The organism is Haloplanus sp. HW8-1, assembly GCF_023703795.1.
Taxonomy (GTDB): domain Archaea; phylum Halobacteriota; class Halobacteria; order Halobacteriales; family Haloferacaceae; genus Haloplanus; species Haloplanus pelagicus.
Window position 1 is genome coordinate 2,274,389 of sequence record NZ_CP098518.1, and the last position, 13,060, is coordinate 2,287,448.

The following is a 13,060-nucleotide window of genomic DNA, read 5'->3' on the forward strand; positions in this document are numbered from 1 at the left end:
ATAACGGTTGGCCCTCGTGTCCCGCCCGTCGACGTTCGGCGGACGGACCGCTCAGTACGTCGGGCGATCCTCGCGGACGCCGTCGCGGCGGTTGACCAGACGGGCGAAGGTGAAGAGGGCGTCCGAGAGGCGGTTCAGGTAGGCGATGGCCTCGGCGTTTACCGGATCGGTGCCCGCGAGGTCGACCGCCCGTCGCTCCGCCCGGCGGACGACGGTTCTGGCGTGGTGGAGTGCGGCGCCGGCCTCGCTCCCGGTCGGGAGAACGAACGACTCCAGCGGTTCGAGTTCCGCGTCGGCCTCGTCGATCCAGTCTTCTAGTTCGTCGACGTGGGCCTCGCGGACGACGGGGTCGTCGTCGTCCGGATCGGGGTTGGCGAAGTCCGCCTGCACGACGTGGAGGTGGTTCTGCACCCGTTCGAGGCGGTCGTCGACGTCGTCGTATCCCGTCGGACGGGTCGTCCCGATGAGGGCGTTGGCCTCGTCGACGGTGCCGTAGGCCTCGATGCGCGGACTCGTCTTGGAGACGCGGGACATGTCCCGCAGGTCGGTCATGCCCTCGTCGCCGCGACCGGTGTAGATCTTCATGCGAGGGTCCGCTCCACGTACTGCAGGATGTTGTCGCTCTCCGCCATGGTGACGCCGTGGTCGTCGTCGACGAGTACGGGAACGGCCCGTTGGCCGCTGATCCGTTTGACCTCGTTTCGATCGGAGTGGAGCGCCTCCACCCAGACCGTCTCGTACTCGACGTCGGTGGCCGTGAGCGCGTCGTGGACCGTCTCGCAGTGGGGGCAGCCGTCCAACGCGTAGAGCGTGATCGACATACCCTCCGTTCGGCCGCTGCGGGCAAGTAGCTTGGCCCGGCCGAGGCGCCCGTCGGACGGCACCCGGCATCGAACGCGTCGATCCCCATGTGGGCCACCACCGCATCGGCCGAATTGCTATCGCGACATACGATTTATCGAGTGGCGGAACCAGTATCTTCAATGTTGCCGGCGGTCGAGAGGGGACCATGAGTCTGGAGATGGCCTACGACTGCCCGGCGTGTGCGAACGACCGGTTCTGGCGGACCGCGAGCACGCGGCTCCACCTGGGCGAGAAGACGAAGTGGACCTGTACCGAGTGTGACTACGGACTGGTCAGGATCAACGGCATCGACAGCGCCGAACACGCCGACGTCTGACCGCAACGGGCCGCTATTCGATCTGTTCGCGGTACTCCTCGGCGGTCAGCAGGTCGTCGAACTCCTCGTCCGAACTCGGTTCGACCTCGAGCATCCAGCCGTCGCCGTACGGGTCCTGATTGAGGCGTTCCGGCGCGTCGAACAGTTCCTCGTTGACGTCGGTGACGGTGCCCGAGACGGGCGAGAGCAGATCCGAGACGGCCTTGATGCTCTCGACGACGCCGAACTCCTCGTCGGCGGTCACCTCGTCGCCGACCGCGGGGAGTTCGACGAACACCACGTCGCCGAGTTCGTCCTGTGCGAAGTCGGTGATACCGATCCGAACGCTGTCGCCGTCGGTCGTCGTCCACTCGTGCGATTCCAGATACCGTCGATCCGCGGGTACGTTGAAGCTCATCTGTCGAGGAATGGGGGACTCACTACGTTTGCCTGCTTCGGTTCGCCCCGGACGAGGACCCGAACCCGGGTCCCCGGGGGTGCCTCGTCGGTCGAGAGGTAGCCGAGACCGATGGGTTCGCCGAGGGTCGGACTCATCGTGCCGCTGGTGAGGTGTCCGAGGTGGTCGCCGTCGGCGTCGACGACCTCGTAGCCGTGCCGCGGGACGCCCCGTTCGAGCAACTTCACCCCGCGGAACCGCTCGTCGGCGCCCTCACGGTCGACACGTTCGAGGGCGTCCCGACCCACGAACTCCGTGTCGAGGTCGACCGTCCAGCCGACGCCGGCCTCGTACGGCGTTCGGGGTTCCTCCTCGGGGTCGAAGTCCTGCCCCGAGAGGAGAAAGCCCATCTCCAGGCGGAGCGTGTCGCGGGCACCGAGACCGCAGGGCTGGCAGTCGAACGCCTCCCACACCGTCTCGGCCTCGTCCCACGGACAGAGGAACTCGAAGCCGTCTTCACCGGTGTATCCGGTTCGTGAGACGAACGACCGAACGCCGGCGACGTCGAGGAAGGCGGCGCCGAACCGGTCGACGTCCCGCGTGCTGCCGTCCGTCGCCGCGGCGGCGAGATCCGGGGCGTCCGGCCCTTGGAGGGCTAGCATCGCCCACTCCTCGGTGGTGTTTCGGACCGACGCGTCGAGGTTCCACTCGTCGCGATGTTCGACCCAGCGGTCGTACATCTCGGCGTCGTGGCCCGCGTTCGGGACGAACAGATATCGGGGATCAGCCCCGTCGTCCGGGAACCGGAACACCACCGTGTCGTCGACGATGATGCCCTCCTCGTCGGTGATACACGCGTACTGGGTGTCGCCCGGATCGAGTTCGCCCACGTCGTTGGTGGTCAGTCGATTCATCAGCACCGGCGCGTCGGGGCCGGCCACCTCGATCTCGCCCATGTGCGAGACGTCGAAGAGTCCCGCCGACTCCCGGACTGCCGCGTGTTCGGTCCGGATGGAGTCGAACTCCACCGGCATCTCCCAGCCGCCGAATTCGGTGAACGACGCACCCGCCGCGGCGTGTGTCTCCCGCAGGGGTGGCTTCCGTAGGCCCATATCGACGCCACGTCGCCTCGGGACCTAATGCTTTTGTCCCCTGTCGAACGGGTAGTTATGAAGTAAATCGTATGTCGCGATATCAAACGATATGGTTTCAGTAGTTGAGACCGGTCGTCTCAATGCATATGGTTCTCTCTACGGATGCCTGCTAGGCGTGAATCAGTGAGTATTTGGCTCGAAACTATTCACGCCCCGGGATCAGATGTATCGAATCTTGTGGAATCACTACTTGTACCTCTGAGCCATTCTCAAGCGCTAGTCGTTCGAACGTCGGCGGACGAACATTCGCCGTGAGAGTGATCGACCCCGCTTCGATTTCGATCTCGATCCGGTATTCGCTCCCCTCATTCAACCAGCGAGTAACTGTTCCCGTGACCGTATTTTCCGTTCGGTCACCGTTGGCAATGTAGGGGGCTTCGATTTCTACCCGCGATGGATGAATACAGACCGTCACCGTCGACGTATGGATATCTGACGCGGTCGTTCGGCACTGGATATCACCGAGCCGAACCGTTGCTCCGTCTGTTGTTTGGTTGATCACCGTCCCATCAAAGAGGTTCTCGTTCCCGGTAAAACGGGCGACAAATCGGTTCGTCGGTCGAGTGAGCACCGTCGACGGCGAGCCTACTTGTTCGAGGTCACCATCCCGAACGATAGCGATTCGATCACCGAGTGCCGTTGCCGTCCGCTGGTCATGCGTGACGTAGAGAATCGGAATTTCGAGCGATTCGAACAGACTGTGCAGTTCATCTCGAAGCCGTTTCCGAATCGGCGCGTCGAGACTCGACAACGGCTCGTCGAGGAGTAGCACGTCCGGGTCAGTCGCCAACGTTCGTGCGAGTGCCACTCGTTGTCGTTCTCCACCGGAGAGGGTCGGAGGCTTTCTATTGAGCACGTCCTCTAATTCGAGAAGCGTCGCGAGTTCGTCGACGCAATGGCTGGCTGTGGCCGCGTACTCGATGTTTTTCCGGGCGGTCATGTGTGGGAAGAGCGCCCCCTCCTGGAAGACCATCCCCACGTGTCGATCTTCGGGCGGTAAGCCCACCAGTTCTCGCCCATCCAGTTGAATCGATCCCGAATCGGGACCGGTGATCCCGGCGATTAGCGAGAGGAACGTCGTCTTTCCACTGCCAGACGGTCCCAAGACGGCGAGTACTTCTTCCTCGACCGTCAGGTTCACCGGGCCGAAGTCGAACTGGCCGTAGACTTTGTGAAGTCGAGAGAGTTCGAGTGTCATTCCCATGGATTCGAGGCAACGGTATTGAGAATCAACAGGGCCGCGGCAGCGATCAATACTAACAGTATCGCCACCGGATAGGCGTTATCCAGGCCGAGTTCGATAAACGCCACCCAGATCTGAACCGGCATCGTCCGTGGATAGTACGCCAGCATCATCGTCGCGCCGAACTCACCGATCGCTCGTGCGAAGGCAAGCGTTATGCCAGCAAGAATCCCTGGACCAGCAAGTGGCAGCGTTACATTACGGGCGGTCGTCCATCGACTCTTCCCGAGCGAGCGAGAGGCGTATTCGAGCGTCTGATCGACGCTCTCGAACGCCGCTTTCGCGGTGACGACCACGAACGGCGACGCCACGAATGTCTGGGCCAGTACAACTCCAGCGAGCGACCGTGTGAGTGGAAACCCGGCAGCAACCGCGGCTTCACCGAGCGGCGAGCTGGGGCCGAAGACAGTGAGCAACACGATTCCGCCGACCGTCGGGGGGAGCACCAACGGGAGGACCACGACTGCGAGAACTACCTTCGTTACAGCCCCGTCGGTGCGTGCGAGCCAGTACGCGAGTGGCAAGCCGAACAGGGTGGCGATGACTGTGCTAATCGACGCCGACAGGAGCGACGTCCTCGCCGAATCCACGACGGTCGGATTGTTCATCCGAGCAAGAATCTCTCCGGCCGGTACCGAGAGAAACAGCGACACTAGGGGCACCACGTAATACAGGAGTAGCACGCCCCCGAGGACGAGCGCAACGCTGAGCCAGTCGAACCCGAACGTCCCCGTTCCCGATCGATTCGAGTGTGAACCTGTCGCCATTCAAACCAGGACAGTGATGTCCGAGACCGTCGACGATAATGCTTGGTTGGATCCGCCGAGCCGGGATTGATTTTCGCTGGATTGGTCGGTTGCCTGTCTGACACGCTGGGGTACGTCACCCGTATAGGAAGGGAATTGATCGCGCAGGAGGAATCCGTGCTCTTCGAGATAACTCCCGGTCGTATGGATGTCGAACACGGAAACGGCAGCGTCGCTCATGTGCCGAATGGTCGAGCCGTAACTGATGAGCCCGCCCTGGATTTCCTGGCCGCTCGGCAGTGTGTACGAGGTTGTTGAGTACCAATCCTCGGCATACTGTGGATTACTCAGATCGATCTGGTCCGGCAACTCGATGTACTCGTAATCGCGTTCGACAGCCATGTTGCGGTAGGCGATTGCGGCGTCGATGGAACCAGTCTCGAATTGACTGATCAACGATGTTTCGGGATAGATCTGATCTTGTTGGAGGATCTGTTCTCTGAGACTCGATGTATCCTCGTAGTAGCGTGAGGCGAGTTTGAGCATGAAGAGTGTACGATATCCAAGCGGGTCTTGATCGGGGTCGGTTCGCCCGATGTTCACGTTCCCGTTGACCATTGGTTCGTACCAACTCTCGGTTCCGGCGTTGGCCAGGCGCGCCCCACCATCTGTATCTGGATTATACGCGATGACGACTGAGTTGCTGGTAAACACGGAATGCCACGACGGTGAGAGTGGCTCTTCAAAGAGCGCCACGTCGGCGACTGAGACGATATCGGGATCGCGTTGCCCTTCATCGATCATCCGAGCGACGGTTGCAGAGCCGTGTGCCTCAATTTCAACCGGGACATCCACAGCAGGCTTGAGTCCGTTAGCTAGTGCGTTCTGGAGGCTGCCAGCTGCGAGGATGGCAACCGTCGTCGATCGGCTACTATCTCGACTGCTTCCACTTGTACAGCCCGCAATACCAGCGACGGCCGCCGTGCCAGCAGTCAGAAGAAACCGTCGTCGCGCAGTAAGAGATCCATCAGTCATCCATACGAGATAGAGAAACATTTGAGAGAAAAGCTTATCTCAAACACATTTATTTGACTCTATATGGCCTCTGCAGAATCGACGATATTGACTGAGCGGCAGGTGGAAGTGCTCGAACTCCGAGAGCAAGGGCAGACACAGCAGGAAGTTGCGGACCAACTGGGGACAACTGACTCGAATATCAGTGCTATCGAACGAGCGGCAGAACAGAACATCGAAAAGGCTCGTCGAACATTAGAACTCGTCCGGACGATTCGGTCGCCGATCCAGTTTTCCGTCTCTCCGGGGACAAGTTTCGATAAGTTGGTTGCCAGCGTCTATTCACACGCAGACGAAGCTGGCATCACAATCGCATATTGTCGCCCGGAACTCTATACACATCTTTATGGGGTTCTCGAAGAGCGGACGAGCCAGAACGAACTGAAGACAACTATTGATGTCGGCATTACCAACGAAGGTGAGGTGAGAGTCTTCATCGAAGACTTCTGAATCTGGTTTTGGGTCGTGCTTCTAGGCGGATTTTCTTTCGAGGTATCACTCGGTACTCGCACGGTGAGTGGCCCGTGTACGGCCCGGCGCTACTGTACGATCCGAACTTCACTCGCTTGGCTGGAATCGGACATACGCGTCGTGTCGGCGACTTGGCTTGATACAGACGAACACGACCCGATGGATCAGTTCATTTGCTTGCTTCCGTTGGCCTAGTTCATCGGCGAGTTCTCGAGTGGGAGGACCTTCCGCCGACTTCCGCTGTTGGATGTCCCACCTGTTGACGCGTCGGGTTCCAAAGCGGATCACGGTGGAAACGGGCTGTGACTATCGTCAGCAGTGGTAATGGAGCACTTTATTTAATTATTAATAATGTTCACACTCAATAGCAATTGGCCTGAGCTCGAAAGGAGACAAAGGTCTGAGCGCTCCTTGGCTTTGATTGTCGCACACCAACTGTATATTGAAGTATCTTCCCGTTGATTCATATACGATGACAGCAAACAATCAGGAAGTTATTGAGGTACTTCAGAGTGCATACATGGAGGAACTGGAGACGGTGATAAACTATCGAACTAACTCGATCGTTCTTGAGGGTGTTCGCGCTCAAGAAATCAAAGAGAGTCTCGAAGAGGATATTCAAGAAGAACTCGGCCACGCGGAATTATTGGGTCAGCGGCTCAAGCAGCTAGACGCTCGACCGCCCGGTTCCGCGTCGTTTACTGCAAAACAGGAAAGTCTTCAACCCCCCGAAGATTCGACGGATGTCCTTGCAGTCATTCGGGGCGTTCTTGACGCCGAGACAGATGCAATCGAGACGTATCGCCGACTGGTTGACTTAGCACGGGACGTCGATGACCCCGTAACCGAGGACCTTGCTGTGAAAATTCTTGCCGATGAGGAGGCCCACCGGACCGAATTCCGGGGATTCGAAAAGGAATACAGCGAGGACTGACTTCCAGTCAGTATTGGCCCGACCCGTCTCGGTATGGTCACCGGTCGGTCCGGATATCTCGTAGGGATCGCGTCGGCCAGTGTGAAACGCCACAGTTACCAATAGCTCCGGCCGCTCTTTGCGTTCTCCGGTAGACTACGTCCGTAGCCGTCTACAGTCTCGATGCCTCCGACCAATCCGTTAGAATTGTGAATACTCCGCACAATTGTTTTAACAGTGCGGCCCCTATTAGGAAGTAAGAATGCCAGATTCGATGTCCGAACAACTCCGACAGGACATGGAGTGTGAGAGTCTTCTCGAATGCTTCCATGGACTCAAGGATCTCGACAAGCAGTGCTTTCAGATCCTCGTTAATGCCGAGGAACCGCTCACCGTCGACGAAGTTGCAGAGGCCGTCGATCGGGAGCGTTCGACGGCGTATCGTTCGATTCAGCGGCTTCGCAACGCAGGATTCGTTCAGAAAGAACAGGTCAACTACGACAACGGAGGATACTATCACGTCTATTTGCCGACCGATCCCTCGGTGGTCGCCGACGACATGCAGCGACTGCTGAACGATTGGTATGCTAAAATGGGACAGCTCATCCAGCGATTCGAGGACAAGTACGAACGTGGTGATGTCACTTCGCCCGTCGAAGGATAACGAGTGATTGAAAAATTCCGGCTATACCGACTCTCCGGACTGAAACACGTGATTTGTCGCTTACTCGCCCTCGTCGGCTGTCTCACCACCGTCGGCTATTGCTAGCTCACGTTTTCGCTCGAACCACTCCCACTCCGCCGTTTTGAGCCTCGTTCCGTCGAGATCCCACGGGTCCGGATCGGCTTTTGGCCCTTCCATCCACGAGGTGACCATATTATACAACCACACCAGTTGTCCGAGCGTGATGATAACAGCCCCAAGCGTGGCGATCTGATGAAGTGACGTGAACTGCGGAAGGTACGTCGCGTACCGGCGTGGCATCCCGCCGTATCCGAGTATGATCATCGCGAAAAACGTCACGTTGACTCCAACCATGCTCAACCAGAAGTGCCACCTCGCGAGTGTCCGCTGGTACATGCGTCCCGAGACGAGTGGGAACCAGTAGTAAATCGCACTGTAGACCGCGAACACGGTCCCCCCCATGAGGAAGTAGTGGAAGTGACCGACGACGTAGTAGGTGTCGTGGAGGAGGAGGTCAACCGGGATCGACGCGAGGAACACGCCCGTTACCCCGCCAATAATGAGATTAGCGATGAAGCCGATGCAGAACAGCATCGGGGCCGCGAGTCGCAGTTGTCCGTTCCAGAGTGTCGTCATCCAATTGAACGTCTTTACCGCCGTGGGGACTGCAATCGCGAGTGAGACGGCCATGAACGAGGCGCGCAATCGTGGATCCATTCCCGTCGAGAACATGTGATGCGCCCAGACGCCAAAGGAGAGGACACCGATCGCGAGGGTCGAGTACACGACGAATTTGAAACCGAAGAGCCGTCGCCCCGCGAATCGCGGAAGGATCAGGCTCACGAATCCCATCGCCGGCAGGATGAGAATATAGACTTCCGGGTGCCCCCAGAACCAGAAGAGATGTTGCCAGAGGAGCGGTCCACCCCCCTCGACGACGAAGTATGTCGTCCCGAGGTTTCGGTCGAGGAGTAACATAACGAGCGCACTTCCGAGCAACGGGAATGCAAAGAGGATGAGCCCAGACTGAGTGAGGACGGTCCACGAAAAGATATCCAAGTTTGCCCACGTCACCTTTTCCGCACGTTCGGTGAGGATCGTCGCGATGAAATTGATCGCCCCCATCGTCACGCTAATTCCGGAGAGGTGGAGTCCGAGAAGCATGAGATCGACAGCCGGACTCGGCTGTTGGATCGACAACGGGGTGTACATGGTCCAAGAGGTTTGTGCGGCCGGGAACGTCGGAACCAGAAAGCCGGCGTACACTAACAAAGCAGATGGTGGAAGCAACCAGAACGCGATGGCGTTGACTCTCGGGAATGCCATGTCGTCGGCCCCGAGGAGCAGTGGAATGAAATAATTCGAGAAGGCCGCCAGGATCGGCGTCCCGAACAGGATGAGCATCGAGATTCCGTGGCTCGTCATTAGTGCATTGTACAGTGAGGGCGAAATGATGTTTTGCTCGGGGGCCAGTAACTCGATTCGCATGATTAGCACGCTGAAGCCCGCGAGTCCGAAAATAATGATTGAGTACACACCGTAGAGAATCCCGATGTCCTTGTGATCGACGGTAGTCAGCCAGCGGATGATTCCTGATGGCTTTTCGCGGTGGTGCTCTTGAACGGTACCAGTGCTACCGGTGCCCGAGGATGTGTACGTTCGCCAGTTCTCGACTCGGGCAAGCCACACGGCGATGATCAAGAGGAACACACCCATGACGAGTGTTAGTGCTACCTGCGAGGTTGCCATGGGAGAGAACTCGTCTCGAACCCATGTATATCATAAATTGTCGCACGACAAACCGTGATCAAGGATAGTCATTCTTCCTTCCCGGAGGCGATTGGGGCCCGAATCAAATTCCCCCATTCGGTCCACGATCCGTCGTAGTTCCGCACCGACTCATACCCGAGCAGTTCGTGAAGGGCAAACCACGTAATCGATGATCGTTCGCCGATCCGACAGTACGCAATAACGTCATCATCGGGCGTCACACTGTGGGATGCATACAGTTCCCGCAATCGTTGTGGCGGCTTGAATCGACCGTTTGAATCGACGTTGTCCGCCCAGAGAACGTTGATGGCGCCCGGGATGTGGCCGGCGCGCTGTGCCGTCTCATCGATGCCAGGTGGAGCTATTAGCTCTCCGCGGTACTCTTCCGGCATCCTGACATCGATAAGCATCGTCTCGGAGTCAAGTGCCTCGTACACGTCGCTTCGAAACGCACGATGTGACTCGTCTACTTCACGAACGGTGTACTCCGCTGTCGGGAAGGATGGAACCTCCTGAGTCGTCGGAAACCCCTGCTCCATCCAGTATTCGCGACCACCATCCATCACCCGCACATCGTCGTGGCCATACATGGTGAACTGCCAGTACAGGTGTGTCGCGAACCAGTTCGAGTTGTCGCCGTAGACGACGACAGTGGTGTCATTTGCGATGCCGTGATCGCGCATAAGTTGCCCGAATTCGTCCGGACTCGGGATATCACGCCACGTCTCGCTCTGAAGATCGGTCTCCCAGTCGAGTTCACACGCACCTGGAGCGTGCCCGTCTCGATAGAACTCCCGGTTGACATCGACCTCAACGAGTCGGAAGGCCGTATCGTCACTTTGGAATTGATCGAGTCGATCGGCGACCCACTGGGGTGAGACGAGGGCTTCTTTCGAATGTGTCGTCTCCGGTTCTCGTTCCGGGTCGTCCTTCGGAAGATCCGTGCTGTTATCTGATGTGTCGTCTGGATGCATACTTAGTATTCCTCCTCGACGTATCCCTTCGCCAGTTCGGCAGTCGCTCGGCGCAGTCGGTACGAAACCGTCGACCGAGGTATGTCAAGTTCGTCAGCGAGTTCGTCAAGTGTCACCTCGCGGGGGGTCTCAAAGTATCCCCTGTCGACGGCCAGTTCCAGAACCTGCTGTTGTTCGCTCCGGACCTGCCGTGACGAGAGGAGTTCGTTTTGCCATCCCGTCGCATCCTCGAGGTGTCCAAACTCGAACTCGATTCCGTCAGCGAGTCGTGCGCCGAGAGTATCGTATACCATCCCGATTTTTTCGTCGTTCTGCATGAGAATTCGCCATCGTGCTTCCCTCTGTTCACGAACAACTTCGAAGACGGTGCCCCCCGTGAGGTATTGAACCGCGATGAACGGGACTGCATCACAGTACGATACGTCCGAGAGGAGTGTGTAGACGACTCGGGAGCGATTGTCTGCTTCGAGCAGGCTGTGCTGTCGGGTACTCCGACACGCGCGAGTGCTGATCGACTCGCGGTCGAGCGTCTCGTCAAGCAACAGCGAGTCAAGCCGGTCGAGTGCCTCGGGCTCACCTGTCACCCGCTCTATTCGCCAGAACTTATCGCTGTCGAGACACGAGATGACCGCTTCGGAGAGGAGTGACTCGTTTTCGATGAAGGCATCCATATATGCGTCAATGCCCGAGGAGTAGACCAGAGAAAAGAGAAATTCGCGCATTACTTCGCCTGTTGTGGAGGGACAAACTAACCGTTTACGATCCGATTCTACTGGCGGGAAAATCCCGTGTCTCGCTGTGCTCGGTTGATGCTGTTTCATCCTATCTATATTGTGGAAATTGCGCAATATTTAATACATTAGCTGAGTAATATTGGGGCGAAGATGGACCCAGACGACTTCCCGACGCCCGACGAACCGATCGACGAGCTGTCGGCTGCGGACCTCAAGAGCCGAATCGACGCGGGTGAGGACGTGACCATTCTGGACACGCGTGTCGAGGGTGACTTCGAGGAGTGGAGAATCGACGGCGACTCGGTCGACATCGAGAATATCCCGTACTACGAGTTCTTGGACGAACTCGACGACGATCTGCTGGACCGCGTGCCCGAGGGCAATCCGCTGGTCGTCCTCTGTGCGAAGGGTGGGGCCAGCGAGTACGTCGCCGGCCTGTTGCAGGAGGCGGGACGAGACGTGGTCCACCTGCAGGACGGCATGAACGGGTGGGCGCGGCTGTACGAGCGACTGGAAATCGAGGAGTACGACGGCCCCGGCACGGTGTATCAGTACCAGCGGCCATCGTCCGGTTGTCTCGCGTACCTCGTCGTCTCGGACGGCGAGGCGGCGGTGATCGACCCGCTCCGGGCCTTCACCGATCGCTACCTCGATGACGCAACCGAGCTGGATGCGACACTGAAGTACGCCATCGACACGCACATCCACGCGGACCACGTCAGCGGCGTCCGTGAACTGGACGACGAGGGCGTTCGCGGCGTCATCCCGGCGGCTGCCGTCGACCGTGGCGTGACGTACGCCGACATCATCGAGACGGTCGAAGACGGCGACGTGCTCTCTGTGGGCGAGGTTGACATCGAGGTAGTCTACACGCCCGGGCACACGACCGGCATGACCTCGTACCTCGTCGGCGACAGCCTGCTCGCGACCGGCGACGGGCTCTTCATCGAGAGCGTCGCCCGACCGGACCTCGAGGAGGGTGACGAGGGAGCGCCCGACGCGGCTCGGATGCTCTACGAGTCGCTCCAGGAACGGGTGCTCACTCTCCCTGACGAGACGCTCGTCGCCGGCGCACACTTCAGCGACGCTGCCGAACCCGCTGCCGACGGGACGTACACCGCACCGCTCGGTGATCTGAAAGAGCGGATGGACGCGCTGTCGATGGACGAGGAGGCGTTCGTCGAACTCATCCTCTCGGACATGCCGCCTCGCCCCGGCAACTACGAGGACATCATCGCCACGAACCTCGGCCAGCAGACGGCCGACGACGACGAGGCGTTCGAACTCGAACTCGGCCCGAACAACTGCGCGGCCAGTCAGGAGTCGCTCGCCGGCGACTGATCGCGTCGCCGACTGAACGGACTCAACGCATTTTTCCACGACGACAGTCGGCCAATCGAACACACATCGATGCCAGTTGTCCTGTGGCAACTGAACCTGTATGTCGATACGGCGGCTACGGATACTCGTGATGAATGGCACCGAACTACTTGCCCGACTTCGGTCGATCCACGTGGATCGTCGTCTCGGACTCGCCGCCGTGGTGGCTGCTTCGCTGGCTACCGCAGCCGTCACATACGGCCTGGTCCACAACGATATCGTGACTGCCATCTCGGCGCTTCCGTTCGTCCCGGCCGCGCTGTTGCTCGTCGCGATCGGCCTCTCGTTCGAGCATCCGGACGAGCACGGACCTGGACCGGGTGGTTCCGTGTAAAATCGGTCACAGTGGCACGACGACTG

16 protein-coding genes are annotated in these 13,060 nt (G+C 58.9%); 6 read left to right on the plus strand and 10 right to left on the minus strand.

Annotation, left to right across the window (positions count from 1 at the left end):
• Positions 1 to 51: 51 nt before the first annotated feature.
• The gene (locus NBT82_RS12080; RefSeq protein ID WP_251328369.1) at positions 52 to 585 is read right to left on the minus strand and encodes a cob(I)yrinic acid a,c-diamide adenosyltransferase; all 534 of its coding nucleotides are present in this window, start codon (positions 583 to 585) and stop codon (positions 52 to 54) included.
• A complete protein-coding gene (locus tag NBT82_RS12085) occupies positions 582 to 821 on the minus strand; it encodes a glutaredoxin family protein (RefSeq protein ID WP_251328370.1) in 240 nt (79 codons plus the stop codon). The genes NBT82_RS12080 and NBT82_RS12085 overlap by 4 nt, the downstream gene beginning before the upstream one ends.
• A gap of 188 nt (positions 822 to 1,009) precedes the next feature.
• On the opposite strand from NBT82_RS12085, the gene NBT82_RS12090 reads away from it, so the two are divergent.
• Positions 1,010 to 1,180 (plus strand): DUF7838 family putative zinc beta-ribbon protein, encoded by a 171-nt coding sequence (locus NBT82_RS12090; RefSeq protein ID WP_251328371.1) that lies wholly within the window; start codon positions 1,010 to 1,012, stop codon positions 1,178 to 1,180.
• Between the two features lie 13 nt (positions 1,181 to 1,193).
• Here the strand turns inward: NBT82_RS12090 and gcvH are convergent, their stop codons facing one another.
• From gcvH to NBT82_RS12115, 5 genes are all read right to left on the minus strand, one after another.
• Positions 1,194 to 1,577, minus strand: coding sequence for a glycine cleavage system protein GcvH (gene gcvH / locus NBT82_RS12095; protein ID WP_251328372.1), 384 nt, complete (start codon positions 1,575 to 1,577; stop codon positions 1,194 to 1,196).
• Positions 1,574 to 2,668, minus strand: a complete 1,095-nt coding sequence (gene gcvT, locus NBT82_RS12100; protein WP_251328373.1) for a glycine cleavage system aminomethyltransferase GcvT — start codon at positions 2,666 to 2,668, stop codon at positions 1,574 to 1,576. Before gcvT ends, gcvH begins: the two co-directional genes overlap by 4 nt.
• Before the next feature lie 184 nt (positions 2,669 to 2,852).
• The gene (locus NBT82_RS12105; RefSeq protein WP_425601771.1) at positions 2,853 to 3,908 is read right to left on the minus strand and encodes an ABC transporter ATP-binding protein; all 1,056 of its coding nucleotides are present in this window, start codon (positions 3,906 to 3,908) and stop codon (positions 2,853 to 2,855) included.
• Entirely contained in the window at positions 3,905 to 4,720 is an 816-nt protein-coding gene (locus NBT82_RS12110; protein ID WP_251328375.1) for an ABC transporter permease, read from the minus strand. The genes NBT82_RS12105 and NBT82_RS12110 overlap by 4 nt, the downstream gene beginning before the upstream one ends.
• Positions 4,721 to 5,734 (minus strand): extracellular solute-binding protein, encoded by a 1,014-nt coding sequence (locus NBT82_RS12115; RefSeq protein WP_345780689.1) that lies wholly within the window; start codon positions 5,732 to 5,734, stop codon positions 4,721 to 4,723. It lies immediately after the preceding gene.
• A gap of 63 nt (positions 5,735 to 5,797) precedes the next feature.
• Between NBT82_RS12115 and NBT82_RS12120 the strand changes: the two genes are divergently transcribed.
• The 3 genes from NBT82_RS12120 to NBT82_RS12130 all read left to right on the plus strand — a co-directional run bounded on the left by NBT82_RS12120 (position 5,798) and on the right by NBT82_RS12130 (position 7,821).
• Positions 5,798 to 6,223, plus strand: coding sequence for a Tfx family DNA-binding protein (locus NBT82_RS12120; protein WP_251328377.1), 426 nt, complete (start codon positions 5,798 to 5,800; stop codon positions 6,221 to 6,223).
• Positions 6,224 to 6,716: 493 nt separating this feature from the next.
• Positions 6,717 to 7,178, plus strand: a complete 462-nt coding sequence (locus tag NBT82_RS12125) for a ferritin-like domain-containing protein (RefSeq protein WP_251328378.1) — start codon at positions 6,717 to 6,719, stop codon at positions 7,176 to 7,178.
• Positions 7,179 to 7,419: 241 nt separating this feature from the next.
• Positions 7,420 to 7,821 carry a helix-turn-helix domain-containing protein gene (locus NBT82_RS12130; RefSeq protein WP_251328379.1) on the plus strand — a complete coding sequence of 134 codons (402 nt, stop codon included), beginning with the start codon at positions 7,420 to 7,422 and terminating at the stop codon, positions 7,819 to 7,821.
• 60 nt (positions 7,822 to 7,881) lie between these two features.
• On the opposite strand, the gene ctaD is transcribed toward NBT82_RS12130, so the two are convergent.
• The 3 genes from ctaD to NBT82_RS12145 all read right to left on the minus strand — a co-directional run bounded on the left by ctaD (position 7,882) and on the right by NBT82_RS12145 (position 11,308).
• Positions 7,882 to 9,558, minus strand: coding sequence for a cytochrome c oxidase subunit I (ctaD, locus tag NBT82_RS12135; protein WP_251331283.1), 1,677 nt, complete (start codon positions 9,556 to 9,558; stop codon positions 7,882 to 7,884).
• A gap of 101 nt (positions 9,559 to 9,659) precedes the next feature.
• Entirely contained in the window at positions 9,660 to 10,586 is a 927-nt protein-coding gene (locus NBT82_RS12140; RefSeq protein ID WP_251328380.1) for a sulfurtransferase, read from the minus strand.
• 2 nt (positions 10,587 to 10,588) lie between these two features.
• Positions 10,589 to 11,308, minus strand: coding sequence for a helix-turn-helix domain-containing protein (locus NBT82_RS12145; protein WP_251328381.1), 720 nt, complete (start codon positions 11,306 to 11,308; stop codon positions 10,589 to 10,591).
• 162 nt (positions 11,309 to 11,470) lie between these two features.
• On the opposite strand from NBT82_RS12145, the gene NBT82_RS12150 reads away from it, so the two are divergent.
• Together NBT82_RS12150 and NBT82_RS12155 are read left to right on the plus strand one after the other, a co-directional pair.
• The gene (locus tag NBT82_RS12150; RefSeq protein WP_251328382.1) at positions 11,471 to 12,661 is read left to right on the plus strand and encodes an MBL fold metallo-hydrolase; all 1,191 of its coding nucleotides are present in this window, start codon (positions 11,471 to 11,473) and stop codon (positions 12,659 to 12,661) included.
• A 127-nt stretch (positions 12,662 to 12,788) separates the two neighbouring features.
• Positions 12,789 to 13,034, plus strand: a complete 246-nt coding sequence (locus tag NBT82_RS12155) for a hypothetical protein (protein WP_251328383.1) — start codon at positions 12,789 to 12,791, stop codon at positions 13,032 to 13,034.
• Positions 13,035 to 13,060: the final 26 nt, after the last annotated feature.

Excerpts from the sequence above, each read along its gene's own strand:
- NBT82_RS12080 (WP_251328369.1), bottom strand. The coding sequence starts at position 585 with ATGAAGATCTACACCGGTCGCGGCGACGAGGGCATGACCGACCTGCGG.
- NBT82_RS12085 (WP_251328370.1), bottom strand. The coding sequence starts at position 821 with ATGTCGATCACGCTCTACGCGTTGGACGGCTGCCCCCACTGCGAGACG.
- NBT82_RS12090 (WP_251328371.1), top strand. The coding sequence starts at position 1,010 with ATGAGTCTGGAGATGGCCTACGACTGCCCGGCGTGTGCGAACGACCGG.
- gcvH (WP_251328372.1), bottom strand. The coding sequence starts at position 1,577 with ATGAGCTTCAACGTACCCGCGGATCGACGGTATCTGGAATCGCACGAG.
- gcvT (WP_251328373.1), bottom strand. The coding sequence starts at position 2,668 with ATGGGCCTACGGAAGCCACCCCTGCGGGAGACACACGCCGCGGCGGGT.
- NBT82_RS12105 (WP_425601771.1), bottom strand. The coding sequence starts at position 3,908 with ATGACACTCGAACTCTCTCGACTTCACAAAGTCTACGGCCAGTTCGAC.
- NBT82_RS12110 (WP_251328375.1), bottom strand. The coding sequence starts at position 4,720 with ATGGCGACAGGTTCACACTCGAATCGATCGGGAACGGGGACGTTCGGG.
- NBT82_RS12115 (WP_345780689.1), bottom strand. The coding sequence starts at position 5,734 with ATGACTGATGGATCTCTTACTGCGCGACGACGGTTTCTTCTGACTGCT.
- NBT82_RS12120 (WP_251328377.1), top strand. The coding sequence starts at position 5,798 with ATGGCCTCTGCAGAATCGACGATATTGACTGAGCGGCAGGTGGAAGTG.
- NBT82_RS12125 (WP_251328378.1), top strand. The coding sequence starts at position 6,717 with ATGACAGCAAACAATCAGGAAGTTATTGAGGTACTTCAGAGTGCATAC.
- NBT82_RS12130 (WP_251328379.1), top strand. The coding sequence starts at position 7,420 with ATGCCAGATTCGATGTCCGAACAACTCCGACAGGACATGGAGTGTGAG.
- ctaD (WP_251331283.1), bottom strand. The coding sequence starts at position 9,558 with ATGGGTGTGTTCCTCTTGATCATCGCCGTGTGGCTTGCCCGAGTCGAG.
- NBT82_RS12140 (WP_251328380.1), bottom strand. The coding sequence starts at position 10,586 with ATGCATCCAGACGACACATCAGATAACAGCACGGATCTTCCGAAGGAC.
- NBT82_RS12145 (WP_251328381.1), bottom strand. The coding sequence starts at position 11,308 with ATGCGCGAATTTCTCTTTTCTCTGGTCTACTCCTCGGGCATTGACGCA.
- NBT82_RS12150 (WP_251328382.1), top strand. The coding sequence starts at position 11,471 with ATGGACCCAGACGACTTCCCGACGCCCGACGAACCGATCGACGAGCTG.